Origin of the sequence: Kitasatospora sp. NPDC057595, assembly GCF_042800875.1 — a bacterium.
GTDB lineage: Bacteria > Actinomycetota > Actinomycetes > Streptomycetales > Streptomycetaceae > Kitasatospora.
The window spans coordinates 18,637-44,381 of record NZ_JBHVGL010000035.1 but is presented as its reverse complement, the minus strand read 5'-3'; the positions used below and the strand labels follow the sequence as shown (position 1 = coordinate 44,381).

Genomic DNA, 25,745 nt, shown 5'->3' with positions numbered 1-25,745 from the left:
GGTGCGTCTCCCTCAAACAGACCCCCCCCGGGGCGGGCGGGGGGCCCCGGGGCGGGGGGGCGCCCGCCCCCCCCGGCCCCCCCCGGGGGGGGTCCCCCCCCCGGGGGCGCGGGGGCGGGGTGCCCCCCCCACCACAGCACCGTCCAGCAGACCGTGACGCCCAGGCAGGCCCCGGCCGTCATGGTCAGGTACAGCGGGTCGGTGGAGTGCCGGGCCGCGCTCAGCCGCCCGCCCACGGCGATCACGGCGCCGAAGTACACGAGGTTCAGCGCGAACGCGACGACGCCGTGTCCGGTCTGCTCCAGCAGGGTCAGCGCGGTCAGCGCCAGCGCCGTGCAGCCGAACGACGGCCCGGCCAGCTGGAGGAAGCGCACGGCCTGCCCGGCGGTGGCCGGGTCGTCGGAGAGCCGGGCGGCCAGCGGCGCGCCCGCCGTCCACAGCGCCGCCGTCACGGCGAGGTAGCAGCCCGCGGTCAGCAGGCCGCCGGACCGCACGGCCCGCCGGGCGGCGGTCCGGTCACCGGCCGCGGCCGCCCGGTTGACCAGGATCGCGATCGCGGAGCCGAACCCCACGGCCGGGACGATCACCGCGCTCTGCAGCGTCGAGCCGAGGGTGAACCCGGCCACCGCGCCCGGGCCGAACGGCGAGACCACGCGCAGCAGGGCCAGGTTGACGGCGCAGAGCAGCAGGAACGAGGCAGCGACCGGAACCCCGACGGACAGCGCCGCCGCCCGCACCTCGCCCCGGCTCCCATCGCCCCGGCCCCCGTCGGCCCGGCGCGGCCATGCCGCCCGCAGCAGTCCGGCCCGCAGCAGTCCCGCCCGCCGCAGCAGCACCGCGCCGAGCAGCAGCTCCACCACCCCGGCCACCAGGGCGGAGACCGGCAGCGCGGTCAGCCCCCAGCCCGCCCCGAGCCCCAGCCCGCCGACCCCGGCCAGCAGCAGACCCGCCGAGGTGAGCGTCAGCAGCATCCCCCGTCCGGTCGCGCCGGAGCCCCGCAGCACGGCCGCGCACAGCTCGCCCAGCGCGCCGACGGCGTTCACCGCCACCATCGCGGCCAGCAGGGCGAGGAACGGCGTCCGGTCGGCGGCGGGTACGTCGAGCAGCGCCCCCAGCGGCCCGGCGCCCGCCGCCACGACGGCGCCGCACACCAGGTAGCAGCCCGCGCCGAGCCGGGCCGTGGCGGCGAGGTGGCCGGGCAGTTCGGCACGCCGCCCGCTCCCGGCGGCGCGCGCGGCCACCACCTGGAGCGCGGTCGAGAGGCCGACGTTCAGCGCCACCAGCAGGAAGGCGACGGGCGTGTAGAGCGACCGCAGGTAGAGCGCGTGCCCGCCGGCCGCCCCCAGCATCGCCGCCACCGCGAACTGCGCGCCGAGCGCGATCGCCTCGCTCAGCGCGACGGGTGCGGCGAAGCCCGCGATCCGGCGGACGGTCGGTGGTGGCACGGTCGGTGGTGGCACGGTCGTCTGTGGCATGGCTCCCCCGCCCGTTCGCACGATTCGCACGTCGTCCGCCGACCATGCCAAATTTCCGGCCCCGCACGGAAGCCCGGACGCGCCCGCGGCCCGCCTCCGGAGCGCCCGGCGCCGAGGTGGGAAAAGATGTCGGGAAATCTTGCCGATGGATGTCGAGGCCCGGCGGCCCGCTCCGACCGAGGGGTGAGAGCGCGCCGCGAGGGGCACGCGGGACGGGAGGACACCCGAGATGAAGTACGTCGCCATGATCTACGGCAACCAGGCGAAGTGGGACGCGTTCCCGGCCGAGGAGTGGCCGGCCGCGATCGCCAAGCAGGAGGCGTTCAACACCAAGTACCGGGAGACCGGCGAGCTGTTCGGCGCCTACGGCCTGGCGGACGCCGCCGCCGCCCAGCTGGTGCGGCGCGCGGACGGTCTGCCGGCGGTCACCGACGGGCCGTACCTGGAGACCAAGGAGTACATCGCCAGCTTCTACCTGCTGGACTGCGAGAGCCTGGAGCGCGCCCAGCAGATCGCCGCCGACATGCCGTTCGCGGACGTCGAGCCGGTCGAGCTGTGGCCGATCCTGCACGAGTCCCCGGCCCCCTCGGCGGACGTGTGAACGGCGGCCGACCGCCCGGCCCGGGGGACCTGGAGGGCCTGTTGCGCGATCTCGCGCCACAGGCCCTCGGGGCGTTGGTGCGCCGCCACGGGCGGGGACGTTTCGACGCCTGCGAGGACGCCGTCCAGGAGGCGCTGCTGGCGGCCGCCACCCAGTGGCCGGCCGAGGGGATGCCGGAGAACCCGCGGGGCTGGCTGGTGACGGTCGCCGGACGGCGGCTGACCGACGCCGTGCGCAGCGAGGCGGCCCGTCGCCGCCGCGAGGACGCGCTGGCCCTCGCCACGCCGCAGTCCGCGCTGCTCGGCCCCCCGCCGGACGCGGCGCCCGCCGCCGACCGGGACGACTCGCTGCACCTGCTCTTCCTCTGCTGCCACCCGGACCTGTCCGCACCCAGCCGGATCGCGCTCACCCTGCGGGTCGTCGGCGGCCTCGGCACGGCGCAGATCGCGGCGGCGTTCCTGGTGCCGGAGGCGACGATGGCGCAGCGGATCAGCCGGGCGAAGCAGACCGTCCGGACCGCCGGGCTGCCCGCCGGGCAGCTCGTGGAACGGCTCGCCGAGGTCCGCCAGGTGCTCTACCTGATCTTCAACGAGGGCTACACGGCGAGCAACGGCGACGACCTCACCGCGCCGGAACTCTCCGCCGAGGCGATCCGCCTGACCCGGCTGCTGCTCCGGCTGGTCCCGGACGACGCCGAGACGGCGGGCCTGCTCGCCCTGATGCTGCTCACGGACGCCCGCCGTCCGGCGCGCACGGGGCCGGGCGGGGAGCTGGTGACACTGGCGGAGCAGGACCGCTCGCGGTGGAACCCCGCGCTGATCGAGGAGGGGGTGGCGCTGATCAGCCGTACCCTCCCGCGCGGCCAGGTGGGTCCGTACCAGCTCCAGGCGGCGATCGCGGCCGTCCACGACGAGGCGCCGGACGCCGGGTCGACGGACTGGCCGCAGATCCTGGTGCTCTACGACCTGCTGCTGGCCCGGTTCGGCGAGAACCCCTTCACCGCCCTCAACCGGGTGGTGGCGCTGGCGATGGTCGGGGGACCGGAGGCCGGGCTGGCCGCCCTCGCCCCGCTGGAGGCGGACAAGCGGTTCGCCCGTCACCACCGCCTGTTCGCCACCCGGGCCCACCTCCTGGAACTCCTCGGCGACCCGACGGCGGCGGACGTCTACCGCGAAGCCGCCCGCCGTGCCCCCAGCGCCCCGGAACGCCGCCACCTGACCGAAAACGCCCGCCGGCTGGAGGCCGGCGCAGATCGGAGGAACACATGAGTCAACTACTGCGGGTCCAGAACTTCAACGTCTCGGCCGACGGCATCGGCGCCGGCGAGGACCAGACCCTGGAGCGGCCGTTCGGCCACGTCCGGCCGGAGAGGCTGTTCTCCTGGGCCGGTGCCACGGCGAGCTGGCCGATGCGCACCGACCCGGGCGGCAGCCGGGGGCTGGACGACTACCTGACCCGCGACTACCCCCGCAACATCGGTGCCGAGATCATGGGCCGCAACAAGTTCGGCCCCCAGCGCGGCCCCTGGGAGAACCTGGAGTGGCAGGGCTGGTGGGGGGACGAGCCGCCGTTCCGCACCCCGGTGTTCGTCATGACCCACCACCCGCGGCCCTCGATCACCCTCTCCGACACCACGTTCCACTTCGTCGAGGGCGACCCGGCCACGATCCTGGACCGGGCGAAGGAGGCGGCCCGGGGCAAGGACGTCCGCCTGGGCGGCGGGGTGACCACGATCCGGCAGTTCCTGGACGCCGACCTGGTCGACACCCTGCACGTGGCGGTCTCGCCGGTGGAGCTCGGGACCGGGCTGAAGCTCTGGGAGTCCCCGGACGAGCTGCGCGACCGCTTCCACCTGGACGTCGTGTCCAGCCCGAGCGGGGTGACGCACCACCTGTTCTGGCGGAAGTAGGACGGACGTCGGGGGCCCCGGGCAGTCCGGGGCCCCCGCGCCACCGTGGCCGGCGGGGCGCTACGCCCTCGGGCGGGTGCGCCGGTGGACGCTCCCGCCGGGGACGTACCAGCCGGCCACCTTCCGGACGGTCGGGCTGGGGTCGTGGGCCTGCGCCGAGCGCAGGGCCGCCAGGGCGTCCGCGCTGGTGTGAACGAACTTGCCGACGAGCTCGACGGCCCTGGCCCGGACGTGCGGATCGGGATCGGCGGCCAGATGCCGGATCCCGGGCGCGAGAACCCGGTCCGCGCCCGGCGCACAGGTGTCGCCCTTGCAGCGGTCACAGGCCAGCGCATGGAACGCGGCGATCCGGACGCGGGCGTCGGGATCGTCGGCCATGGTGATCAGCTGGTCCATGGAGTCGACGTCGACCAGGTGGTCGAGGAGCCGGCAGCACCCTTCGCGGACCGCGGCGTCCTCGTGGGAGAGCCCGCCGCGGATCGCGTCGAGCGCGTGGTCGCCGCGGCGCAGCAGTTCCCGGTACGCCGCCACAGTGCGTTGTGCATCGCCCAAGCACGAGACGAGGGCTTCGTTGTCCGTTCTGACGAATCCCAGCATCCCCCCAGGGTGACGACGAACGGTGCTCCCGGCAAAGGGTTTTGGGCCCGCCGGCTTCCTGCGCCGCCACGGCGGGGATAGCGTGATCATCATGACGGAGCTGGAAGAACTGGTCCTGACCCCTGACGAGCGCGCCCGAGGGGTCCGGGTCGACGGCGTGATGTTCGGCATGGACTGGTCCGGGGAGGAGACCCCGGGCGAGCTGGCGGCGTTCGTGGCCGGCCGGGTACGGGCCTTCGGGGTGGATCCGGTGGGCGTCGACACCGGCGGCCTCTACCGCGCGGCCGAGGCCGATCCGACGCCGAGCCGTGGTGACTTCCCGGTCCGCCAGCTCGATCATCTGTCCGCGGTGCTGGCGGAGCTCGGCTGCACGCTCGCGGTGCGGGAGAGCGGCACCGACACCTACGAGCTCCTGGTCGCGGCGACGGGTGAGGGCGAGCTGACCGGGCTGACGCACGAGGACCTCCCGGTGAGGGCCTGGGGCTCGGCGCCCGAGGAGACCCTGATCAGCCTGAACTGCCCGGACTGCGCGCAGATGCTGGTCTGGCAACTGCCGCCGGGCGAGACCCCGGCCGGCGAACACTGCGAGTGCGGGACCCCGCTGTTCGACGCCGTCGGCGGCCCCCTGCCCGGCGTCACGCTCCACGACTGAGCCGGTCCACCCCGACCCGGGCCTACAGCTCCACCCGCCGCCAGCCCTCGCCGGCGCCGTCCGGCTCCACGGGGAGGGCGGCGAAGTCGTAGCGGACGGTCCCGGCGCCGAGGGCCAGCAGCGAGACCGAGGACGAGCCCCAGATCCGGCCGTCCCCGAACTCGCGCCGCTGGACCAGCGCGGCGGGGTCGTCGAGCGCGAGCCCGTCGCCGGTGGCGATCGGCAGCCAGCGGCCCCACGCCTGCTCGGCGCTCGCGGCGCCGGGGTGCGGCTGCGGCCGGGGTTCGGCGGCGAAGCGGGCCCGGAAGTGGGCGGCGCGGGCGGCCATCAGGGTGCGGATCCGCTCGGAGGCGGTGCGGTTCTCGGCCAGCCCCTCCGGCCCGTCGTTGAGGACGACGCTCAGGCCGGTCGGCAGCTCCACCTCGGCGAGCCGGCCGCCGCTCCCGCCCCAGCTCAGCACCCGGGCGCCGGTGGGCCGGACGACCACCAGGTGGAACGGGTCGTAGCGGTCGAGGTCCAGGTCGCCGACCCGGCCGCCCCGGACGGCGAGCAGCGGCAGTTCACCGCGCGACAGCCGCGCCCGCGCCGGTGCCAGGGTGCCGAAACCGTTCAGCAGGCATGCGGCGACGGGCTCCGAACCGCCCGGCCGCACCGCGAGCCAGGTCCCGCCCGCGACCAGGTCCAGCCCGCCGACGGCCGACGGCTGCGCGGGCCAGTGCCGCCCGGGCGGCGCCCACTGCCGCCCGGCGTACTCGTCCCGCACCGACAGCAGCAGCACCGGCACCGCCGCCGCCGGCTCGATGCTCACGAACGCCGTGCACACGTCCCGTCCCCCTGACCTCGTCCGCACCACCCTCCCCGCGATCCTCGCACGCCCGTTCGCCGACCGGGAGTGGTGCGCGCTCTTCCGTCCGGTCGTGCCGGACTCGCCGCCCGCACCCCGGACGTCGGGCCTGAAGTGGCCCATGATTCCGGTGGCCGAACGTACCGGGACAGTGGGCCGCCGGGTTCCTAGGCTGGTGGTCATGACGACGACGAACGACAGCACCGAAACCACCGTGTCGGCCCCGGCGCAGCGGATTTCCCTTCCCGATCTGGCGCCCGAGTACTACAAGGCGATGATCGCCGTGGAGCGCGCCGCCCGGATCGGCCTGGACCCGGTGCTCGCCGAGCTGGTCAAGGTGCACGCGTCGATGATCAACGGCTGCGCGTACTGCATCGACATGCACTCCACCGACGCGCTCAAGAACGGCGAGCAGCAGCACCGGCTGCTCTCCCTCCCCGCGTGGCGCGAGACCTCCTGGTTCACCGCCAAGGAGCGCGCGGCCCTCGCGCTGACCGAGTCGGTCACCCTGCTCACCCAGGGGCACGTGCCGGACGCCGTCTACGCCGAGGCCGCCGCCCACTTCGAGCAGGGCGAGCTGGCCCAGCTGATCGCGATGATCACCACCATCAACGCCTGGAACCGGATCGGCGTGACCTCCAGGCTCAGCCCGGCCGCGAAGTAGGGGCCGCCGCGATGAGCGCCGAACAGCGCGACAAGGCCCGCCGCCTGCACGAACTCCACCGCCCCGGAGCACCGCTGGTGCTCGCGAACGTGTGGGACGCGCTGGGCGCCCACCTGGTCGCGGCCGCCGGGGCGCCGGCCCTCGCCACCGCCAGCGCGAGCGTCAGCTGGGCGCTCGGCTGCGCCGACGGCGACGCCGCCGACCGGGACGCGGTGCTGGCGCAGACCGCGCTGGTGGTCCGCGCGGCCGGGTCGCTGCCGGTCACCGCGGACCTGGAGAGCGGGTTCGCCGACACCGCGGCCGGCGTCGGCGGGACGGTCGCCGAACTGCTGGCCACCGGCGCGGTGGGCGTCAACCTGGAGGACGGCGACCGGCCCGCGGCCGAGGCGGCCGAGCGGATCGCGGCGGCCCGGGCGGCGGCGGACGCGGCCGGCGTGCCGCTGTTCGTCAACGGCCGCACCGATGTCTTCCTGCGGCGGCTCGGCGCGCCGGAGGGGCGTCCGGACGAGGCGGTGGCCCGGCTGCGGGCCTACGTCGAGGCGGGCGCGGACGGTGTGTTCGTGCCGGGGGTGGCCGACCCGGCGGTGATCGCCGCGCTGGTCGAGGCCGTGCCGGCGCCGCTGAACGTGCTGGCGGGCCCGGGCTCGCCGTCGGTGCCGGAGCTGGCGGCGCTGGGCGTGGCCCGGGTCAGTCTGGGGCCGGGCCTGGCGAAGGCGGCGTACGCGGCGGTGCGCCGCGCCGCCGAGGAGGTGTACACGGGCGGGACGTACACCGGGCTCGACGGCGGGCTGGACTACGGGGAGCTGCAGCGGCTCTACGTCACCGGGTGAGCGAGCCCACCGTGCCCGCGACGTGGTCGAGCGCGGTGCCGTCGGCGCAGTGGGTGGGTCCGGCGGCGTGGCTGCCGAGTGCCGGGACGACCGCCACCTCCTGGAGGCAGGTCGCGGCGGCGGTGAAGTCCGGTGCGGGCGCGGGCGTGTCCGCGGGCGCGGAGGCGAACGCGGGCGCCGGCGCGACGGCCAGCGCCAGCGCGCCCAGCACGAGCGCCGCGGGCCGCCGCACGCCGGTCACAAGCCCTGCCCGATCTGGCCGCTGAGGCCCGGGTGGGTCATCTGACCGGTGCCGATGGCCTCGATCTCGGTGGCGGCCTTGCCGACCAGCGGCAGGTCCTTCGCCTTGTGGATGACGAGGTCGGCGGGGGACAGGGTGAGCCCGTTGGACAGGCCGCCGAGCGCGTCGGGGGAGGACGCGGTGGAGGTGGCGGCGGAAGCGGCGGGCGCGGCGGCGGCGAGACCGGCCAGGGTGAGGGCGGCCAGGGTGGCGAGTTTCTTCATGAACCCCCCAACGACCCGGGCCGCCCTCGGTCACTCGGCTGCGACGGGGCTCAGACGGTCACCCGCAGCGTCCGCACGCTGTTGCTGACGAACGAGCCGATCGGCTCCGGCTCCGGCCCGTCCGCGAGCGCCAGCGCGGGGAAGCGCTCGAACAGCAGCCGCAGCGCCGTCTCGGCCTCCAGCCGGGCGAGCCCGGAGCCGAGGCAGAAGTGCGGGCCGTGCCCGAAGGACAGGTGCCGGTTCGGCTGCCGGGTGAGGTCGAAGCGGTCCGCGTCCGGGAAGTGGGCGTCGTCGCGCCCGGCGGCCGCGTAGGAGGCGAGCAGCGCCTCGCCCCGCCGGATCACCGTGTCGCCGACCGGGATGTCCTCGGTCGCGTAGCGGAGCGGGAACTGGCCGACCGGCGAGTCGTAGCGCAGCGTCTCCTCGACGGCCGCCGACCACGGCACCGTGCCGTCCAGCACCAGCCGCAGCTGCTCGGGGTGGGCGAGCAGGGCGCGGACGGCGTTCGTGATCAGGTTGAGCGTGGTCTCGTGGCCGGCCACCAGCATCAGCAGCAGGGTGCCGACCAGCTCGCTCTCGCTGAGCCGGTCGTCGTCCTCGCGGGCGGCGATCAGGGCGGTGGTGAGGTCGTCGCCGGGCTCGGCCCGCTTGGCGGCGACCACCGAGGCGAGCAGCGCGAACAGCGAGCGCTGCGCGGCGACGGCGGCCTCGGGGGTGGCGGAGCTGGAGACCAGGGTGTCGGAGAGCTCGTGCAGCTCGTCCTGCTGCTTGGGCGGCAGGCCGAGCAGCTCGCCTATCACGTGCATCGGCAGCGGGTAGGCGAAGTGCTCGCGCAGATCGAAGCCACCCTCCGTCCCGGCCCCCGACCCGTCGGCAGACCCGCCCACCAGATCGGCGATCCGGTCGAGCAGCGCGGTGGCCCGGGCCTCGACGGCGGGCTGCAGCGCGGCGACCCGGCGCGGGGTGAACGCCTGGGTGACCAGGCCGCGCAGCCGGCGGTGGTCCTCGCCGTCGGCGGTGATCATGCCGGGGACGGTGACGAAGGTGAGCAGCGGCCAGCCCTCGGGCAGCCGCCCCTCCCGGAACGTCGTCCACAGCCGCGGGTCCTTGCCGACCCGGGGGTCGGCGAGCAGCTCCTGCAGGGTGTCGTGGTGGGTCACTGCCCAGACCACCACCCCGCCAGGGAGCTCCACCAGGACCGCCGGACCGGCTTCCCGGAGGCGGGCGTTCTCCCCGTGCTGGTCGCGTCCGAGGGCGTCGAGCCGGACGGGCCCGAACCGGCCGCCGTCTCCTCCACCGAGGCCGGGCCCACCGGGACCGGATCGCTCGGGTCCAGGTCTTCCGGGGGCGGGTACGGCAGCTGCGGCGGTGTCCATGCGGAGGGCCTCTCGGGGGCTGGCGGGCGGGGCGGGGTGAAGGCGCTGTAGAGCACCGGAAGGCTGACCAGGGCGCGCGACCAGGGCGACGGCCGCCAGGCCAGCTCATGGGCCGGTACGGCCAGTTGGAGGTCCGGCAGGCGGTGCAGCAGGGTCTCGACGGCGGTCTCGACGATGATCCGGGCCGGGTGCTGGGCCGGGCAGACGTGCTTGCCCGCGCCCCAGGCCAGGTGCGCCCGGTTGCTGCCGAGCGCGGCGTGCCCGGCCGCCCCGGGAGCCTGGGCGGCCGGGTCGGCGTTGGCAGCGGCCAGGCCGAGCACGAGCATGTCGCCCCGGCTGATGTACTGGCCGCCGAGCACGGTGTCGGCGGTGGCCCAGCGGCCGGGGAAGTTCTGCGTCGGCGGATCGCGCCAGAGCACCTCCTCCAGCGCGTCGGCGACGGTCAGCCGCCCGCCGGTGAGGGTGGCCCGGAACCGGCGGTCGGTGAGCAGCAGCCGCAGCGTGTTGCCGGTCCAGCAGATGGTGGTCTCGTTGCCGGCGACCATCATCACCACCAGGTGGTGCACGGCCTCCTCGTCGGTCAGCGCGGCCGGGTGGGCCAGCAGCCAGGAGGTCAGGTCGGCGCTGGGCGTGGCCCGGCGGCGCCGCACCAGGTCGACCACGATCGCCTGGAACTCCTGGTTGGCGCGCACCGATTCGGCGCCGCTGTCGGCGATGTGGCTGATCAGCCGGATGAGGTGCGGACCGGCGTCGGCGGGCAGGCCGAGCAGCTGGGTGAAGACCAGCAGCGGCAGCCGGCGCGCGTACTGGGTGACCAGGTCGGCGGTGCCGTCCGGACCCCAGCTGTCGATCAGCGCGTTGGCGGAGGCCTCGGTGGTCCCGCGCAGCTGCCGGTGGTCGATCTGGGCGAGCGTGTCGGCGACGGCGGCGCGCAGCCGCTGGTGCTCGGCGCCGTCCAGGTTGAGCAGGGTGGGCCGCCAGGCGGTCATCGGCTGGAGCCGCGAGTCGGGGGACAGCCGGCCCTCGGCGGGCACCCGCCAGCGGCGCGAGTCCTTGGAGAACAGTGCCTCGTTGCGGGTGAGTTCGAGCAGCTCGGGGTAGCCGAGGACGAGCCAGGCCTCCACCCCGGGCTCCAGCTCGATCGGCGCCACCGGGCCGTACTGGGCGCGCAGCCGGGCGTACAGGCCGTGCGGGTCGTCGGCGACGGCGGCGCCGTACAGCGGGGTGAGCGGCACCCCGACGGGCAGCCCGCCGGGCAGCGTCCCGTGGTGGGTCGCCGCGCCGCCGGGGCCGCCCGCGTGGACGGGGCCGCCCGCGTGGGCCGGGCACCCCGGCGGCGGGACGGCGGCCGTGCCGGCGGGCTCGGGAACGGTCATCCGTGCAGCTCCAGTACGGCGGTGCGGTGCAGGTGGTCGACGAAGTCGATCAGCAGGTCGTACGCCGCCCGCCGGTCCCGTGCGTCGCAGTGCAGGATCGGCGCCCCGGGCAGCAGGTCCAGCGCGGCGCGCAGCTCCTCCTCCGGGTAACTGGGCGCGTCGGGGAAGGTGTTGACCGCGACCGCGAACGGGATCTGCTGCTCCTCCAGCCGCCCGAGCACGTCGAAGCTCTCGTCCGGACGGCGCAGGTCGACCATCGCGATCGCGCCGAGCGCGCCGCGCGACAGGTCGTCCCAGAGCGGCCAGAACCGCTGCTGGCCGGGCGTGCCGAACAGGTACAGCGCGAGCCGCCGGTTGAGCGTGATCCGCCCGAAGTCCAGCGCCACCGTGGTGGTGGTCTTGTCGCCGCGCCCGGTCAGGTCGTCCACCCCGGCGCTGGCGGCCGTCATGGTCTCCTCGGTGCGCAGCGGGGTGATCTCGCTGAGCGAGCCGACCAGCGTGGTCTTGCCGACCCCGAAGGGGCCGGTGACCAGGATCTTCACCGCGCCCTGGACGGACGGCGGCAGGTACTGGGGCTCGGCGGGCGGGCCGAAGGGCTCGGCGGCGGGCGGCCCGGCGAGCGCGTCAGCGGAGTTGGCGGAGGCCAACGAGCACCTCTTCCAGGAGAGTGGTGGGCAGGCGCTCGGCCTGCGGGACGGGCGGGAGCACCTGGACGGCGCCGAGGTCCCAGAGGTCGCCGACCAGCACCTTGACGACGCCGAGCGGCAGCCCCAGGTGGGCCGCCACCTCGGCGATCGACAGCAGGCTGCGGCAGAGGTCGACGATCCGCTGGTGCTCGCGGTTGAGCAGGGCGTCCTCGGGCAGTTCGGGCCGCTCCGGTAACGCGCTGACCAGGCTCTCGATCGCGAGCTCGGGGCGGGTGGAGCGGCTGCGGCCGCCGGTGATGACGTAGGGGCGGACCGGGCCGCCGCTCACCGGTGGCCCCCCGCCGCGAGGTCGGCGCGCGGCGGGCTGGTGAGATGGGTGCCGATCCGCTCCACGAGGACCTGCATCTGGTAGGCGACCAGGCCGGCGTCGACGGCCTCGCCGGTCACCACGGCCAGGTGGGCGCCGGCGCCGGCGGCGACGATGAAGAGGTAGCCGCCGCCGTACTCGATGATGATCTGCCGGGTGGAGCTGTGGTGACCGCCGAAGCCCTGGGCGACGCCGCGGGCCAGCGACTGCAGGCCGGAGCAGGCGGCGGCGAGGCGCTCGGCGTCCTCGCGGACGATGCCCTCGCTGCGCCCGATCTCCAGGCCGTCGTTGGACACCACGACGGCGTGCTGGACCTCGGGGACGTTGATGATGTCGGCGAGCAGCCAGCCGAGGTCAGGGTTGGTGGTCATGGAACTCTCCGGAACGCTGGGGAAGCTGGGGGGAAGGGGGAAGGGAAGGGTCGTGCGGGGCCGGGGCCGGGGAGAGGCCCGAGGGATGGACCGGGCCCTGCTCCTGGCCGAACGGGCCGCGGGGGCGGGCCCGGTCCTGCGAGGGGGCTTCGGCCTGGGGCCGGTACGCCGTCTGGGCCTGGGAGTTGGCCCGGGCGGCCGAGCGGCCGCTGGCGGTACCGGCCTGGAACATCGACATGAACGCCTGCGCCTGCTGCGCCGAGCGGTACGGCGGAGCCGGCGGCGTGGCGGCGTTGGCCGCGTGCCGGGTGGCGGCTCGGCCGCGCCGGTGGCTCCGGCGGGGCAGCGGCGGCGGGGTGGTGCCGTACGCGGGGGCGTCGGCGGCCGGCGGGCCGCCCGCCGGGGCCGCGGCGGGCGGGGCGAACGCCGGCGAACCGTCGGCGGCCGGCGGGTGCACGGGCGGGTGGCCGACGGCCTCCGCCGGGTCGTACGGGGCGGTCGCGCCCTGGCCGGGCCGCGCCGGCGGGGCTCCGCGGCCGGCGCCCCGGCCCGGTCCGGCCGGCGGCGGGCCGGGGCGGCGCGGGCCGCCACCGAACACCGCGTCCTCCACGCCGAAACCCGGCACGGTCGGCGGCAGCGGTTCGGTGAGCAGCGCGTTCGGCAGCAGCACCACGACCCGCACCCCGCCGTACGGCGAGGGCGCGGAGCTGAGCGTGACCCGGAACCCGTACTGCTCGGCGAGCCGGCCGACCGCCGCCAGGCCGAGCTGCGGCACCTCGCCGAGCCGGGAGATCTCGACGGTGGAGCCGCCGGCCAGCGCGGCGGAGGCCTTGGCCACGGCCTGCTCGGGCATGCCGACGCCGCCGTCGTCGATCTCGATGACGGCACCGTTGTGCACGGGCATCAGGGTGACGAACACCTGGGTGCTGGGCGGGGAGTAGCGGGTGGCGTTGTCCAGCAGCTCGGCCACCGCGTGGATCAGCGCCTCGGCGGCCGCGCCGACCACCGCGGTCTCGATCCGGCTGCGGATCATCACCCGCTGGAAGGGCAGGATGCGCGACTGGGCGCCGCGCACGACGTCCTCCAGCGAGACCGGCTCCGGCCAGTGGCGGCCGGCCCGGGCGCCGCAGAGCACGGCCAGGGTCTGGGCCAGGCGCGCCTGCTGGGCGGCGGCGTGGTCGGCCTTGAGCAGGCCCTCCAGCAGGGCCGGGTCGTCGTGGGTGCGCTCCATCTCGTCCAGCAGGGCCTGCTGGTCGTGCGCCATCACCAGGATCCGGCGGGCCACGCTGAGGAAGGCCCGCTGGGTGGAGGCGGTGAGCTCCTGTTCGTGCTGGACGGCGGCCAGTTCGGCGCTGCGCCGGGAGAGTTCGGTGGCGAGCCGCTCCCGCAGGGCGGCGTTCTCGCGCTGCTCCCGGCCGACCCGGCGGCGCTGGGTGGCGGCGACCGCGCGGTAGCGGGCGGCGGCCACGAGGGCGAGGACGGCCAGCACGCCTGTTGCCGCCGCGCACCACTGAGTCATCGTCACGCGGCGAATTCTAGGGTGATGATCCTACGAAGGTGTGAACGGATCTCGCCAAGTGACCGGATATCGTCGATATCCCGTCAAGAGCGCGCCAAACCGCACTGCTTCGGGCGCGACCGGACGGTCCGTGGACCTCCGATCGGCGCCCCACCGGTCCCACTAGTGCACAGTGGACAACCGGTGCAACAGCAGCAGCGCCACATCGTCCGGACGCGAACGCCGTTCGATGACGTTCAGGGTGAGCAGATCGGCCAACCTCTCCAGGGCCGGACCGGGCTCCACCCGCACCGGGCCGGCGTTGCGCGCCCACAGCTCAAGACCGCCGAGCATCCGCTGCACCGACTCGTCGTAGTCCTCCTCGCGGTCCTCCACCAGTCCGTCGGTGTAGACGAGCAGCGTCTCGCCGGGTTCCAGCCGCTCCACCGCCAGCGGGTACGGCCGGTCCGGGGCGACGCCCAGCGGCGGGCCGCCGGGCAGCTCCAGCTCCACCGCCTTGGCGTCCTCGGTGACCCTGACCGGGGCCGGGTGACCGGCGCGGGCGGCCCGCAGCGTGCCGTCGGCCGGGTCGAGGGTCAGATACAGGCAGGTGGCGAACAGCTCGGTGTCCAGCTCGGCGAGCAGCCGGCTGGTCCGGGCCAGCGTGGCCGCCGGATCGTGGCCGTCGGTGGCGTACGCGCGCAGCCCGCTGCGCAGCTGGCCCATCACCGCCGTGGCCTCGGCGTTGTGGCCCTGGACGTCGCCGATCACCAGGCCGATCCGGCCGTCCGGCAGCCGCAGCAGGTCGTACCAGTCGCCGCCGATCTGCATGCCCTCGGTGCTCGGCAGGTAGCGGGCGGCGGTGGCGATCCCGGGCAGCCGGGGCAGGCTGCGCGGCAGCATCGCGCGCTGCAGCTCGGTGGCCCGGTGGTGGTGGGTGTCGTAGAGGCGGGCCCGTTCCAGGGACTGCGCGAGGATGCCCGCGAAGGCGGAGTAGAGGGTGCGGTCCTCGCGGCTGAAGATCCGCTCGGTGGCGAAGGTGATCAGGCAGGAGCCGACCTGCCGGCCGGAGGCGACCAGCGGCAGCACCGCCCACGCGGCCGGGGCGAGCGGGCCGCCGCCCCCGGTGCCCGCCTCCCGCGGCCGTCCGCGCTCCGGGGCCCGCCCGCGGCCCCGTCCGCGCCGGGCCGGCTCGCTGAACAGCGGGGTCGAGCGGGCCAGCGCGCGCTGCATCACGCCCTCCGACAGGTCGGCCAGCCGGGTCAGCTCGGTGCGCCGGGGGCCGCCGTAGACGGTGTGCGCGACGGGCAGCAGCCGGCCCTCGTCGACCAGGTCCAGCACGATGCTGGCCGCGCCGAAGGCGGGGCGGGCGACGTCGGTCACGGCCGTGGTGACGTCCCGGACGGTGATCGCCCGGGACAGCGCCCGGGTGAGCGCCAGCAGCAGCGCCGAGCGGGCCCCGGCGGCGGACGTCCCCCCGGCGGCCCCGTCGGCGTTCCCGGCGTTCCCGGCGTTCCCGGTGTTCCCGTCCGACCGGACCCGGCGCCCGGCACGGCGTTCGTCGGGGGCGCGGCCGTGGTCGAGGTCGGCGATCAGCCCGGAGATCCGGACCGGCCGGCGGTGCACGTCCAGCATGACCTCGCCGGTCTCCTCGATCCGGATCACCCCGCCGCCCCGGCGCGGCACCCGGTAGCGGATCCGGTACGGGCCGCCGGTGGAGAGCGCCTCGGCGAGCGCGGCCTGGACGTCCGGCAGGTCCTCGGGGTGGACGACGAGGTCGAGGTTGGGTGCGGGGGCGGGGCCGCCGTCCACCGGCGCGGGCCGGCCGACCAGCCGCAGCGCCTGGGCGTCCCAGTGGGTCTCGCCGGTGACCAGGTCGCGCTCGAAGGCGCCGTGCCCGGCGGCGCGCACGGCGAGCGAGAGCAGCGGGTGGGCCGTCCCGGCGGCCGGGTCGCCGCCCGGGCCGGGGCCGGGGCGCACCCCGTTCGCCGCGCCGCCGCCGGTGCGCGGCGCCCGGGGCGCCCCGGCGTGCTCCAGCAGGTGGGCCAGCCGGTGCGCGCAGGCGTCCGCGAGGGTCTCCAGCACGTCCAGGTCGCGTCGCGGGACGATCCCCCGGTGGGCGAGCGCGAGGACGAGCACGCCGATCGGCTGCTCGTCGACGACCATCGGCAGGGCGACGATGGCGACCATCCCGGTGCCCATGCCGGCGTTGCGGTTGGGGTAGTCGACGCTGGTGCGCTCGGGGCTCAGCAGATAGGGGCGGCGCAGCTTCAGCGCCATCGCGGCGGGCAGCTCACCGGCCGGGTCGACCACGCTGTAGCGCTCGTGGGCCCAGTCGGGCAGGCCGTGGGAGGCGGTGAGCCGGAGCATCCCGCCGGGGTCCAGCAGGTAGAGCGCCGAGCCCTCGCCGGTGATCCAGCCGGGGCCCTCGGCGAGCACGGTGCCGAGCAGTTCGGCGGCGCTGGTGCAGCCGAGCAGTAATCGGACGCAGCGCATGGCACTGCGCGCGGTGGGGCTGCTGCGCGGGTCCACGGGACGGCCGGCCTCTCCGGTTCCTTATGGGGCAGTTAATTCTTAATACCTTATTTCTTAAGTGGGTGAGGCGTGGGGTGAACGGCGCTCTCCGTGGCGTCCGATCGGCAGGTGTACGGGAAGCGGACAGCCGTGTTCGGGCAGCGGGGCGGCCGGTGTACGGGCACCCCCTCCGGGTCCGGTACCCTTCTCCGTACGACGTGCCGCCGGACAGGCGGGTCGGACGGTACGGGGCTATAGCTCAGACGGTTAGAGCGCTTCCCTGATAAGGAAGAGGCCACAGGTTCAAGTCCTGTTAGCCCCACACCATCCCGAAGGGCCCGGAGCGATTCCGCTCCGGGCCCTTCGGCGTTCCCCGGCCCCCGGCCGGCGCCGCTCAGGGGCGGGGCCAGCCGCGCAGACCGGCGGTCAGCACGGTGATCATGCGCTCCTGGGTCTCCCCGAGGTCCTCGGCGAGCTGGAAGGCACCGCCGGTCGACAGCGCGGCGAAGCCGTGGGCCAGCGAGCGGAAGGTGCGGGCGGCGTGGATCGCCTCGGAGCCCTCCAGCCCGTACGCGCGCAGCACCGCGACGATCACCCCGACCAGCCGGCCCGCCGCCGCGACCAGGTCGGCGTCCGGCTGCGGCGCCTGCGGCAGGGCGGCGTAGCGGTGCGGGTGCTCGGTGGCGTACGCGTGGTACGACCGCAGGACGGCGGCGACCGCGGCGTCCCCGCTGCGGCCGAGCGCGGCCTCGGCGAGCCGGTCGGCCAGCTCCGCGGTCACCCGGACGGCCACCAGCCGGCGCAGTTCGGCCAGGCCGCCGCTGACGTGCTTGTACAGCGAGGGGGTGGCGACCCCGGCCCGGGCGGCCACGGCGGCCAGGGTGAGGGCCTCGGGGCCCTGCTCGTCGATGAGGGCGATGGCGTGGCCGACGACCTGCTCGGGGGTCAGTCCGACTCGGGGCACAGCGGTTCTCCTAGCGGGGGGCGGGACGGCCGGTGGCGCTCAGGCCAGGTCGGCGAGGAAGGGCAGCAGGGCGTCGGCGGTCGCCCGCGGGTGGTCGGCCATCGGGTAGTGGCCCGCGCCCTCGATCATCACCTTCCGCGCGTTCAGCGCGGCGGCCTGCCGGTCGGCGACCAGCTCCGGCTTCGAGAAGTCGGGGTCCTTCGAGCCCATCACCACCAGCGCCGGGCAGCGCACGGCGGCGGTCCAGCCGGTCGGCGCCGAGTCGCCGCGCACGTAGCCGCGGGTGGCGGTCCGGCGGCCCGGGGTGCGCATCGCGGCGACCAGCCCGGCCACGTACTCCTCGTGGTCGGCCGGCTTGGGGCCCGGGTAGGCGGCCTTGCGGTGGTAGAGGCCCCAGAACGCGGGCGAGCGCACCAGCAGTGCGCCCATCGCGCCGACCACCAGGCGCTGCAGCGCGCCCGGCGGCACGTTCTCGACGAAGGCGTCGATCAGGACGACGCCGGCGACCCGCCCGGGGGCGTCCCCGGCCGCCTTGACGACGCTGGCTCCGGTGTAGGAGTTGCCCGCCAGCACGGCCCGGTCGACGCCCAGGTGGTCCAGCAGGGCGAGGACGTCACCGGCTATCGAGGCGGGGGAGTAGTCGTCCCAGAGGATCGAGGACTCGCCGAAGCCGCGCAGGTCCATGGTGATCACCCGGCGGCCGGCGGCGGCCAGCAGCGGGCGCAGGTGGCGGTAGGCGGCCCGGCTGTCGAGCATCCCGGGGAGCAGGACGACCGGGACGCCCTCGCCGTGCTCGGTGTCGTCGAAGGCGATCCGGCCGCCGGGCAGGTCGAGGTGGTGGGTGACGGGGGCGAGGGTGCCGTTCATGGGGAGCCTCCTGGGGCGGGATCGTCGGCGAGGCGCCGATGGCCATAAAGCTAAGGCTAATAGCCTTAGCCGTCAAGCTATCGGTCGTTCTCCGTGTGACCGGCCCCGCCGGTGGAGACCGGTCAGACGCCTTCCACCTTGAACGGGTCGTGCTCGGTCAGCAGCTTGTCCAGCCGCGCCTGGTCGACCCGGGTCACCAGCTCGGAGGTCTCCTGCCGGTCCCGGACCACCTTGGAGAGGGTGAACGTCGAGGTGATCGTGTAGAGCAGGCCGAGGGCGAGGAACGCCCGGGTCCACGGCTCCACCGGGAGGAAGGCGATCCCGACGCCGAGGGTGGTGCCGGAGAGGGCGAAGGACAGCACGGCCTGGATGTAGTACGCAGGCGTGGTGCGGGACTGCATCGGTGCGCTCATGGCGTCAGGATGGCCGCGCGGAGCCCGGCCGCACATGAGTAGGCGTACTCAAGTGAGGGGCCGTTCGTTGACGTCCTGACACGTTCGGTAGTGTCAGTTGTCATCAAACGTCCCAAATCGCCCACCGGACCGCGTGGTGTCCGGTCCGTATCGGTCGTCACCAACGGATGGCTTGGAATCGGGGGCCTCTCGGATTAACGTTTGATAACGCAGCGCGGTCGCAACGCCGTACCCAGACGGCACCGTGCGCCGTCGCCTAATCCCACCGGCCGGCCTTCGGGCAGGCCAGGGAGCCGGGGAACCACGTTCCTTGGGGTGAATCGGCCGGGCCCAGGCCCAGCCGTAGGAGACCTTCCTGCTCCGAACCCGTCAGCTAACCCGGTAGGCGCGAAGGAAGGAAAGGAGCGCGCCTCCGTGGCGTCGACGCACACCCCGGCACATCCGTCCGGTTCCTCGGCCGGTACCCAGCTGCTCGACCACCCCGGCCCGTTCACCGGGCAGGGCCCGTTCGGCGGCCCCGCCGACGAGACCGCTCCGCCGGCCGCCGAGACCAGCCGGCACCGGATGCCCCGGCAGGGCCGCGGCACCGCTCCGCTGCTCGGCGTCACCGCCGTCGCCGCCACCCTGGGCGCCACCGGCTTCGCCTCCGCCACCCCGGCCGCCGCTCCCGCCGTCGAGACGCCCGACGAACTGCCGGTCGCGCTCTCCGCCGACCCCGGCCTCGCGCTCGCCGCCCGCATCCAGCAGCAGGCCGACAGCCAGCGCACCGCGGCCGAGGAGAGCGCCCGCGTCCAGGCCGCCCAGGAGGCCGAGGCCAAGCGCGCCGCCCAGGTCGCCCAGCAGGAGGAGGCCAGGCGGGCCGCCGAGGAGGCCGAGAAGGCCAAGCTCGCCGCCATCAAGCTGCCGGTGCGGGACTACAACCTCTCGGCCCACTACGGCCAGAGCGCCCGCTACTGGGCCCACCTGCACACCGGCCTGGACTTCGCCGCCGACACCGGCACCCCGGTCTACGCGGTCGGCCAGGGCACCATCACCTCAGCCGGCTGGGCGGGCGCCTACGGCTACCGGATCGTCGAGACCCTGCCCGACGGCACCGAGATCTGGTACTGCCACCTCTCCTCGATCATCAAGGGCTCGGGCAAGGTCGTCCCCGGCCAGCAGATCGGCAAGGTCGGCGCGACCGGCAACGTCACCGGCCCGCACCTGCACGTCGAGGTCCGCCCCGGTGGCGGCGCCCCCGTCGACCCGGAGAGCTGGTTCGAGCAGCGCGGCGTCACCCCCTGACGCCGCCCCGGACACCCTGAGCACCCCGCCCCGCCGGACGTGATCCGGCGGGGCGGGGCGCTGTCGGGGATCGGATCAGCAGGTGACGGGCGCGGTGACGGTCGCGGTCGCCCCGTAGCCCCAGGTGGTGGTCGTGAGGGTGGCCGTGACGGTGGAGCCGCACGGCGCGGTGGCCGCCAGGTAGCCGAAGCCGCGCCCGCCGGGCGGGAGGATGCCGCTCCCGGTGTCGGTGCCGAGCGAGGCGCCGCCGACGACGCCGAGGGTCAGGGTGTACGAGGCGGACTGCGCGGTCCAGTCGGAACGGGTCGGCGAAGTGTAGCCGCCGGCCGTCACGCCGGTGCCGTCGATCGTGACGCAGACCTGGCTCCGGAGTGCACCGACGGGGCCGTCGGCACAGGTGGTGGTCGCGGTGGTCGTGGTGCCCGCCGTCGTGCCGGTGGTCTGCGCGGTGGCCTGGGCGGCACCCGCGAAACCGAGCGAGGACAGCGCGGTACCGGCCGCCAGGACCGCGACGAAACGCTTCATCAGGGTTTCTCTCCTTCGAAAACGGTGGCAGGAGGAGCAGTGGAGCGCGTGTGATATGTCACGCTTCACATGGCGGATGATTCCACCGCACCCGATCCATCACTCCTGACCGGCCCCGAATCCCTTGAGGAGTACCGGAATTGACCGCTCGGTGGCTCGAATCCACGGCCGTGCCCTGCCGCCGCTACTCCGCCTCGGGCCCCTCGTACCCCTCCGGCCCCTCGTGGTCCCCGTGCTCCTCGTATCCCTCGTACTCCTCGTATCCTTCGGGGTCCTCCGCCGGCTCCAGCCCGGCCAGGTAGGCGTCGATCTCCGCCTGCCCCGGCTCCGGCGCCAGCTCCGGGAACTCCTCCACGAGCAGCCGCGGCAGCCCCGGCACCGTCCACCCGCCGGCCAGCTCCAGCGCCACCTCGACCGCGGCCTCCTCGAACGCCCCGAAGTCCCCGGCCAGCTCCTCCGGCATCGGCCGGCCCAGCGCCGTCAGCTCCGCCAGGTTCCGGTAGCTGCGCTGCATCAGCCCCTGCTCCAGCAGCCGTCGCGCGCCGTCGGTGGCCATCCCGACCGCCAGCGCCCGGGCCCCGCCGTCCCAGCCCCCGTCGTCCACCGGGTCCAGCAGCCCGTCCGCCTCCAGCGCCGCGAAGGCCGCCGACCGCTCCTGCGGCGCCAGCTCCCGGAACCCCTCCAGCCAGGCCCGCACCGCCGGCTCGTCGCCGGTGTCCACCCCGTCCGCGCGCAGCAGCAGCGTGTACAGCCGGGGCCAGGTCACCAGGTCCGCCCGGCGCAGCAGCCCGGCCGCCACCTCGCCCTGCCACTCGGCCTCGGCGTGCAGCCGCTCCTGCCGCTTGGCGTTCAGCCGCTTCGCCGCCCGCTGGTGGTCGACCAGCAGCCGCACCGCCGCGCCGTACGCCAGCGGGTCCTGCCCCGGCTCCGGCTGGACGTACAGGTACAGCCGCTCGTACAGCAGGTGCTCCACCGCGGCGGAGGTCAGTTCGGGCCAGCCGTCGTGCATCCTGCCCCCGCCCAGCTCCAGCAGCGCCAGCACCGCCCGCAGCGGGGCCTCGGCGACCGGCCGGTGGCCCGCCGCCTCCGCCCAGGCGAGCAGTTCGGCGGCCTTGGTGCGCGGGGCGAGCCGCAGGTCTTCGTCTTCCATAACCACGAACCGTAACCGCTGGTCGGGGGTAGGGTCGGGAGCCATGGTCCCCGTCCGACTCACCGGTCCCCGGCTGGCCGTCCGCGAGTTCCACCACACCCCGGAGGACGTGGACGCGCTGCACGCGGTGTTCGGCGACCCGGAGGCCACCCGTTACCTCCCCTTCGCGCCGTGGGATCCGGAGACCTGCGCCGACCAGGTCGCCCAGTTCGTGGAGGAGGCGGAGAAGGAGCACCGGGAGGTCTACCGGCTGGCCGTCACCCGGCTCGCCGACGCCGACGACCCGGCCCGCGCCGTCCCGATCGGCAACGCCGCGCTCGGCCTCGTCCCCCACCACGCCGCCCACCTCGGCTACGCCCTGCGCCGTGACGTCTGGGGGCTCGGTTACGCGGGCGAGCTGGTCGGCCTGCTGCGCGGCCTCGCCTTCGGCCCGCTCGGCCTGCACCGGCTGGAGGCCCGGGTGGACGTCGACAACGCCGCCTCGATCCGGGTACTGACCAGGGCGGGCTTCCGGCTGGAGGGCCGGGTCCGGCACGACTACCGCCGCCGGGACGGCTGGCGCGACGCCTACCAGTACGCGCTCCTCGCCGACGACGAGCCGGTGACCGGGGGATAACCCCACCCCCGGTTCGCCGGGGAGCCGGATGTTCCGCCGCCGCGCGCTCTGACAGGCTCGGGGAGTCAGCAGGACAGACCCCACGAGCCCGAACCGAGACCGACCCGAGGGACCGAGAGCCGGCCATGAGCACCCACAGCATGCAGCGCGACGAGTACGACGCGTACGACGGCCGTGACGGCGGCGACCGCCGCACCGTCGCCCGCCGCATCGAGGAGCCGCCGTACGCCTGGCGGGCCCCGTTCACCTCCTACTTCTACCGCGAGATCGGCTACACGCTGACCGGCCTGCCGCTGGCGGTCGTCGGCTTCGCCGTCGCCGTCGCGCTGTTCTCGCTCGGCCTCGGCACCGTCGTCACCGTGCTCGGCCTGCCGGTGCTGGCCGCGCTGACCGCCACCGCCCGCGGCTTCGGCGGGCTGGAGCGGGCCCGGGTGCGCGGCCTGCTCGCGCTGGACGTGCCCGCCCCGGCGCCGGTCCGCGCCGTCCGGCCGGGCGCCTGGGGCGCGATCACCGCCCGCATCGCGGACGCGGCCGGCTGGAAGGCCGTGCTCCACCAGGTGGTGATGCTGCCGTGGGCGATCCTCAGCATGGCGGTGTCGCTGGTCTTCCTCTGCGTCGGCTGGACGCTCGCGCTCTACCCCGTCTACCACTGGGTGTTCCCGCGCTACGTCGACTGGCCCGGCTACCGGCTCTTCGACTTCACCGGCGACGACGGCGTCCGGCACGAGTACTACATCGAGTCGCCGCTGCAGATCGCCGGAGTCTGCCTGGTCGGCATGCTGTTCGTCTTCCTGACCCCGCAGCTGGTGCGCGGCCTGACCAACGTCAACCGCTTCGCCGCCCGCGGCCTGCTCGGCCGCTGACCCACCCGCCCCCGGCCCCGCACCCGACGCCCGCCCCCGGCCCCGCACCCGACGCCCGCCCCCGGCCCCGCACCCGACGCCCGCACCCGACGCCCGCACCCGACGCCCGCGCCCGGCCCCGCGCCCCGCCCGGACGGCTCCGGGTGCGGGCGTCGACGGCCCGTGGTCGGATGGCGGCGATGGCCGACCGGACCGCCCGCGCCCCGGCCGCGGTCCCGTCCGCACCCCTGGTGACCTCCCGCCCGCTGGACGAGTACTGCGGCCTCTTCGGCCTCACCCGCGCCCGGATCGCCGCCCTGCCGGGCCCGCTGCTGGACTGCCCCGGCGGCGCTGCCGCCCTGGTCGCCGAGGCCCGCCCGCTCGGCTGCCGGGTGATCGCCGCCGACCCGGTGTACGCCCGGCCGGCCGACGAGATCACCGCCCGCGCCCTGGCCGCCCGGGCCGCGATGGCCGCCGCGATGGCGGCCCGCCCGGACCTCTACCCGGCCCGCCGGCACCGTCGGCCCGAGCACTACCTGCGCGGCTGGGACCGGGCCCGCCGGCTCTTCGCCGCCGACCGCGCCGCCCACCCCGGCCAGTACGTCGCGGCCGAGCTGCCCCGGCTCCCCTTCGCGGACGGTACCTTCGCCCTCACCCTGAGCGGCTACCTGGTCTTCGCCTACCCCGAGCTGTTCGGACCGGAGCGGCAGCTGGCCGCGCTGCTCGAACTGGTCCGGGTCACCGCCCCCGGCGGCGAGGTCCGGGTCCACCCGCTGTACGACGGCGAGGGGCGCCGCACCGCCGGGCTGGACGCCGCCCGCCATGCGCTCGGCGAGCGCCGGATCGCCAGCGAGATCCGGGTGGTGCCACCCGTCGACCGGGGCGGCCGGGCCCAGCGGGTGCTGGTGCTGCACCGGGTCGCCCCCCGGGTAATGGTCACCTGATAGGTTCACCCCTATACTGAACGGCCATGACCGAAATGATGATCAAGCCGGCCGAGGCCTCGGACGCCGACCGGCTCACCGCCCTGATCCAGGACTGCTCCGCCTACCGGGGCGCCTACGCGCCGATGATCGCCGGCTACCGGGTGACGCCCGAGTACCTGGCCCGGCACGAGGTCCACCTCGCGGTCCGCGCCGCCGACGACCACCTGCTCGGCTTCTACGCGCTGATCACCGACCCCGCCGAACTCGACCTCATGTTCGTCGCCGACGCCGCGCAGGGTCTCGGCGTCGGCCGCCGGCTCATCACCCACCTGCTCGACCGTGCCCGCGCCCTCGGCGTCGACGGCGGCGTCCGGGTGGTCTCCCACCCGCCCGCCGAGGCCTTCTACCTGCGGATGGGCGCCGAGCGGGTCGGCACCTTCCCGGCCCGGCCGCCGATCGGCTGGGACCGGCCCGAGCTCCGCTTCCCGCTGTAGGCCCGGTCAGTCCCGCAGCTCCCCGGCCTCCGCCGCCGGTGCCGTCGCCTTGGCCGCGGCCGGCGCCTGGGCCCGTACCGGGAGCGTTCCGCCCGGTTGGCGAGGCACGAGCCCGGGAGCCTCCAGGCCCGAGAGGATCTTCTCCGCCAGCCAGCTCCGGTCCGAGCCGTACGGGATCCCGTCCGGCGCCATCAGCCGCCCCGCCACCGCGTCCCGCAGCCGCCCGGCCTCCTCGGCCGGCAGCCCGGACATCAGCCCGCGCGCCGCCAGCAGCGCGTGGTACTGCTCGAACCCGGAGCGCGGGTGCTCGATCGCCTCCAGCACGCTCGGCAGGTCGGCCAGCGCCGGATCGCCCTGCATCAGGGCCAGCGCCTGGATCCGCCGTCCCTCCGAGCCGTCCGCGAACAGCTCCCGCACCCGGGACGCCGTCAGCGCCGACCGCCGGGCCGTCGACCGCACCTCGGCCACCACCCGCTCCGGCCCGGTCACCCGGTCCGCCGGCAGCATCGAGCCGGGCAGGTCGTCCGGCTTCCCGGGGCTGGTGCCGACCAGGCCCAGGTGCTGCATCGCCCGCATCCGCAGGTCGTCGGCGCCCACCTTGTCGCCCTTGCGGTCCTGGTCCTGCCCGGCGAGGAAGAGGTCCAGTGCCTGGTCGGCGTCGGAGAGCACCCGCGGCAGCGCCAGCCGGGTCAGCAGCCAGCCCGCCAGGAAGCCGAGCAGCAGGAAGTAGAGGACCAGCGCGGCCGCGAACGGGGCCGTGCCCGCGCCGCCGCCCAGCGCCGGGGCGAGCGCCGTCCCGAGCCGGTCCAGGCGCTCGCCGAGCGAGCCGAGCTGGGTCAGCCCGACGCCCAGCAGCACCTTGGTGAGCCAGTCCGAGACCTGCTCCAGGTTGGTGTTAGGCGCGTACGAGCCGTGCGGTTCACCGGCCCCGGCGGCTCCCGCGCCGCCCGAGCCGCCGCGCACCCGGGGCACCCCGAACAGGAACCCCAGCGCGCCGCCGACCAGGGTCGCCGCGCAGGCCACCACCAGTCCGCCGCCCAGTGCCTGCCAGGGGTGCGGCCGCCCCAGTGAGAACAGCACCAGGCCCACCAGGCCCGAGCCCAGCAGCATCCCGCCCGCCGCCCGCTGTGCCGTCCGCACGACCGCCGCGCCGCCGGTCCGCCGATTCGCCGTCGCCATCGCCCACCACCCCCAGTGCCCGCACCCCGCCCCTGCGGAGCGCGCGCCGACTCTAGCGGGGATGCCCCCGACATCGGGGGCATCCCCGCTGGGAGTGCGGAGACACCCGCACGGGACCGGTGCGGTGGAACCGTCCGGGAACGCAGACGGCCCGCGGGCTGCTCCGCGGCGGCCGTGCCCACGACGAGGGGCATCGGGCGCCGAGGCACCGGGGATGTACCGGTGAGCCCGCGGGCCGGGTGACTGCTTGGGATTTCGCC

29 protein-coding genes, 1 tRNA gene and 1 riboswitch are annotated in these 25,745 nt (G+C 75.5%); of the genes, 12 read left to right on the top strand and 18 right to left on the bottom strand.

Annotated features, from left to right (window positions below; translation table 11 throughout):
• Nucleotides 1–1,475, bottom strand: a 1,475-nt coding sequence (locus tag ACFU9E_RS33565; RefSeq protein WP_380715611.1) for an MATE family efflux transporter, incomplete at its 3' end; no start/stop codon positions are given.
• A 229-nt stretch (nucleotides 1,476–1,704) separates the two neighbouring features.
• On the opposite strand from ACFU9E_RS33565, the gene ACFU9E_RS33560 reads away from it, so the two are divergent.
• The 3 genes from ACFU9E_RS33560 to ACFU9E_RS33550 are packed head-to-tail and all read left to right on the top strand — an operon-like array spanning nucleotide 1,705 to nucleotide 3,985.
• The gene (locus ACFU9E_RS33560; RefSeq protein ID WP_355366863.1) at nucleotides 1,705–2,076 is read left to right on the top strand and encodes a YciI family protein; all 372 of its coding nucleotides are present in this window, start codon (nucleotides 1,705–1,707) and stop codon (nucleotides 2,074–2,076) included.
• 41 nt (nucleotides 2,077–2,117) lie between these two features.
• Entirely contained in the window at nucleotides 2,118–3,344 is a 1,227-nt protein-coding gene (locus ACFU9E_RS33555) for an RNA polymerase sigma factor (RefSeq protein ID WP_380686241.1), read from the top strand.
• Nucleotides 3,341–3,985, top strand: a complete 645-nt coding sequence (locus ACFU9E_RS33550) for a dihydrofolate reductase family protein (RefSeq protein WP_380686239.1) — start codon at nucleotides 3,341–3,343, stop codon at nucleotides 3,983–3,985. Before ACFU9E_RS33555 ends, ACFU9E_RS33550 begins: the two co-directional genes overlap by 4 nt.
• 60 nt (nucleotides 3,986–4,045) lie before the next feature.
• Here the strand turns inward: ACFU9E_RS33550 and ACFU9E_RS33545 are convergent, their stop codons facing one another.
• Nucleotides 4,046–4,516 (bottom strand): HEAT repeat domain-containing protein, encoded by a 471-nt coding sequence (locus tag ACFU9E_RS33545; protein ID WP_380686237.1) that lies wholly within the window; start codon nucleotides 4,514–4,516, stop codon nucleotides 4,046–4,048.
• A gap of 157 nt (nucleotides 4,517–4,673) precedes the next feature.
• Between ACFU9E_RS33545 and ACFU9E_RS33540 the strand changes: the two genes are divergently transcribed.
• Nucleotides 4,674–5,234, top strand: a complete 561-nt coding sequence (locus tag ACFU9E_RS33540) for a hypothetical protein (protein WP_380686234.1) — start codon at nucleotides 4,674–4,676, stop codon at nucleotides 5,232–5,234.
• Nucleotides 5,235–5,256: 22 nt separating this feature from the next.
• Here the strand turns inward: ACFU9E_RS33540 and ACFU9E_RS33535 are convergent, their stop codons facing one another.
• Nucleotides 5,257–6,042: an NRDE family protein gene (locus tag ACFU9E_RS33535; protein ID WP_380686232.1), complete on the bottom strand. Its 786-nt coding sequence runs from the start codon at nucleotides 6,040–6,042 to the stop codon at nucleotides 5,257–5,259.
• A gap of 217 nt (nucleotides 6,043–6,259) precedes the next feature.
• Between ACFU9E_RS33535 and ACFU9E_RS33530 the strand changes: the two genes are divergently transcribed.
• Both ACFU9E_RS33530 and ACFU9E_RS33525 read left to right on the top strand, forming a co-directional pair.
• Nucleotides 6,260–6,742 carry a carboxymuconolactone decarboxylase family protein gene (locus ACFU9E_RS33530; RefSeq protein WP_380686230.1) on the top strand — a complete coding sequence of 161 codons (483 nt, stop codon included), beginning with the start codon at nucleotides 6,260–6,262 and terminating at the stop codon, nucleotides 6,740–6,742.
• Between the two features lie 11 nt (nucleotides 6,743–6,753).
• A complete protein-coding gene (locus tag ACFU9E_RS33525; protein ID WP_380686228.1) occupies nucleotides 6,754–7,572 on the top strand; it encodes an isocitrate lyase/phosphoenolpyruvate mutase family protein in 819 nt (272 codons plus the stop codon).
• Here ACFU9E_RS33525 and ACFU9E_RS33520 read toward each other — a convergent pair.
• The 9 genes from ACFU9E_RS33520 to ACFU9E_RS33480 all read right to left on the bottom strand — a co-directional run bounded on the left by ACFU9E_RS33520 (nucleotide 7,562) and on the right by ACFU9E_RS33480 (nucleotide 16,243).
• Nucleotides 7,562–7,804: a hypothetical protein gene (locus ACFU9E_RS33520; RefSeq protein WP_380715609.1), complete on the bottom strand. Its 243-nt coding sequence runs from the start codon at nucleotides 7,802–7,804 to the stop codon at nucleotides 7,562–7,564. The genes ACFU9E_RS33525 and ACFU9E_RS33520 overlap by 11 nt on opposite strands.
• Before the next feature lie 5 nt (nucleotides 7,805–7,809).
• A complete protein-coding gene (locus ACFU9E_RS33515) occupies nucleotides 7,810–8,076 on the bottom strand; it encodes a hypothetical protein (protein WP_380686224.1) in 267 nt (88 codons plus the stop codon).
• 50 nt (nucleotides 8,077–8,126) lie between these two features.
• Complete coding sequence (locus ACFU9E_RS33510; RefSeq protein WP_380715607.1) at nucleotides 8,127–9,236, bottom strand: cytochrome P450; 1,110 nt, start codon at nucleotides 9,234–9,236, stop codon at nucleotides 8,127–8,129.
• Nucleotides 9,233–10,828, bottom strand: coding sequence for a cytochrome P450 (locus tag ACFU9E_RS33505; protein ID WP_380689214.1), 1,596 nt, complete (start codon nucleotides 10,826–10,828; stop codon nucleotides 9,233–9,235). The genes ACFU9E_RS33510 and ACFU9E_RS33505 overlap by 4 nt, the downstream gene beginning before the upstream one ends.
• Entirely contained in the window at nucleotides 10,825–11,394 is a 570-nt protein-coding gene (locus ACFU9E_RS33500) for an ATP/GTP-binding protein (protein ID WP_380689218.1), read from the bottom strand. The genes ACFU9E_RS33505 and ACFU9E_RS33500 overlap by 4 nt, the downstream gene beginning before the upstream one ends.
• A 58-nt stretch (nucleotides 11,395–11,452) precedes the next feature.
• Nucleotides 11,453–11,803 (bottom strand): DUF742 domain-containing protein, encoded by a 351-nt coding sequence (locus ACFU9E_RS33495; protein WP_380689216.1) that lies wholly within the window; start codon nucleotides 11,801–11,803, stop codon nucleotides 11,453–11,455.
• On the bottom strand, nucleotides 11,800–12,213 hold the full coding sequence (locus ACFU9E_RS33490; RefSeq protein ID WP_355366824.1) for a roadblock/LC7 domain-containing protein: 414 nt from the start codon (nucleotides 12,211–12,213) through the stop codon (nucleotides 11,800–11,802). The genes ACFU9E_RS33495 and ACFU9E_RS33490 overlap by 4 nt, the downstream gene beginning before the upstream one ends.
• Nucleotides 12,197–13,732 (bottom strand): sensor histidine kinase, encoded by a 1,536-nt coding sequence (locus ACFU9E_RS33485; protein WP_380715613.1) that lies wholly within the window; start codon nucleotides 13,730–13,732, stop codon nucleotides 12,197–12,199. The genes ACFU9E_RS33490 and ACFU9E_RS33485 overlap by 17 nt, the downstream gene beginning before the upstream one ends.
• 162 nt (nucleotides 13,733–13,894) lie before the next feature.
• A complete protein-coding gene (locus ACFU9E_RS33480) occupies nucleotides 13,895–16,243 on the bottom strand; it encodes a SpoIIE family protein phosphatase (protein ID WP_380715605.1) in 2,349 nt (782 codons plus the stop codon).
• A gap of 230 nt (nucleotides 16,244–16,473) precedes the next feature.
• Between ACFU9E_RS33480 and ACFU9E_RS33475 the strand changes: the two genes are divergently transcribed.
• Nucleotides 16,474–16,547, top strand: a tRNA-Ile gene (locus ACFU9E_RS33475).
• A gap of 72 nt (nucleotides 16,548–16,619) precedes the next feature.
• Here ACFU9E_RS33475 and ACFU9E_RS33470 read toward each other — a convergent pair.
• The 3 genes from ACFU9E_RS33470 to ACFU9E_RS33460 form a co-directional block, all read right to left on the bottom strand.
• Nucleotides 16,620–17,189 carry a TetR/AcrR family transcriptional regulator gene (locus tag ACFU9E_RS33470; protein WP_380689660.1) on the bottom strand — a complete coding sequence of 190 codons (570 nt, stop codon included), beginning with the start codon at nucleotides 17,187–17,189 and terminating at the stop codon, nucleotides 16,620–16,622.
• A 39-nt stretch (nucleotides 17,190–17,228) separates the two neighbouring features.
• On the bottom strand, nucleotides 17,229–18,056 hold the full coding sequence (locus ACFU9E_RS33465) for an alpha/beta fold hydrolase (protein WP_380689658.1): 828 nt from the start codon (nucleotides 18,054–18,056) through the stop codon (nucleotides 17,229–17,231).
• A 122-nt stretch (nucleotides 18,057–18,178) separates the two neighbouring features.
• Nucleotides 18,179–18,469: a YiaA/YiaB family inner membrane protein gene (locus ACFU9E_RS33460; protein WP_380689656.1), complete on the bottom strand. Its 291-nt coding sequence runs from the start codon at nucleotides 18,467–18,469 to the stop codon at nucleotides 18,179–18,181.
• Nucleotides 18,470–18,712: 243 nt separating this feature from the next.
• A riboswitch (cyclic di-AMP (ydaO/yuaA leader) is annotated at nucleotides 18,713–18,871 on the top strand.
• A 12-nt stretch (nucleotides 18,872–18,883) separates the two neighbouring features.
• Between ACFU9E_RS33460 and ACFU9E_RS33455 the strand changes: the two genes are divergently transcribed.
• Nucleotides 18,884–19,753, top strand: coding sequence for a M23 family metallopeptidase (locus tag ACFU9E_RS33455; protein WP_380689654.1), 870 nt, complete (start codon nucleotides 18,884–18,886; stop codon nucleotides 19,751–19,753).
• A gap of 75 nt (nucleotides 19,754–19,828) precedes the next feature.
• On the opposite strand, the gene ACFU9E_RS33450 is transcribed toward ACFU9E_RS33455, so the two are convergent.
• On the bottom strand, nucleotides 19,829–20,278 hold the full coding sequence (locus ACFU9E_RS33450; protein ID WP_380684435.1) for a hypothetical protein: 450 nt from the start codon (nucleotides 20,276–20,278) through the stop codon (nucleotides 19,829–19,831).
• A gap of 184 nt (nucleotides 20,279–20,462) precedes the next feature.
• Entirely contained in the window at nucleotides 20,463–21,428 is a 966-nt protein-coding gene (locus ACFU9E_RS33445) for a hypothetical protein (protein WP_380684436.1), read from the bottom strand.
• Nucleotides 21,429–21,471: 43 nt separating this feature from the next.
• Here ACFU9E_RS33445 and ACFU9E_RS33440 point away from each other — a divergent pair, with 43 nt between their 5' ends.
• The 4 genes from ACFU9E_RS33440 to ACFU9E_RS33425 all read left to right on the top strand — a co-directional run bounded on the left by ACFU9E_RS33440 (nucleotide 21,472) and on the right by ACFU9E_RS33425 (nucleotide 24,306).
• Nucleotides 21,472–22,044, top strand: coding sequence for a GNAT family N-acetyltransferase (locus ACFU9E_RS33440; protein WP_380684437.1), 573 nt, complete (start codon nucleotides 21,472–21,474; stop codon nucleotides 22,042–22,044).
• A gap of 125 nt (nucleotides 22,045–22,169) precedes the next feature.
• Nucleotides 22,170–22,907, top strand: coding sequence for a sensor domain-containing protein (locus ACFU9E_RS33435; RefSeq protein ID WP_380684438.1), 738 nt, complete (start codon nucleotides 22,170–22,172; stop codon nucleotides 22,905–22,907).
• A gap of 179 nt (nucleotides 22,908–23,086) precedes the next feature.
• Entirely contained in the window at nucleotides 23,087–23,830 is a 744-nt protein-coding gene (locus tag ACFU9E_RS33430) for a hypothetical protein (protein ID WP_380684439.1), read from the top strand.
• A 26-nt stretch (nucleotides 23,831–23,856) separates the two neighbouring features.
• Nucleotides 23,857–24,306 (top strand): GNAT family N-acetyltransferase, encoded by a 450-nt coding sequence (locus tag ACFU9E_RS33425; RefSeq protein WP_380684440.1) that lies wholly within the window; start codon nucleotides 23,857–23,859, stop codon nucleotides 24,304–24,306.
• 6 nt (nucleotides 24,307–24,312) lie between these two features.
• On the opposite strand, the gene ACFU9E_RS33420 is transcribed toward ACFU9E_RS33425, so the two are convergent.
• Nucleotides 24,313–25,485: a hypothetical protein gene (locus ACFU9E_RS33420; RefSeq protein WP_380684441.1), complete on the bottom strand. Its 1,173-nt coding sequence runs from the start codon at nucleotides 25,483–25,485 to the stop codon at nucleotides 24,313–24,315.
• Nucleotides 25,486–25,745 lie beyond the last annotated feature (260 nt).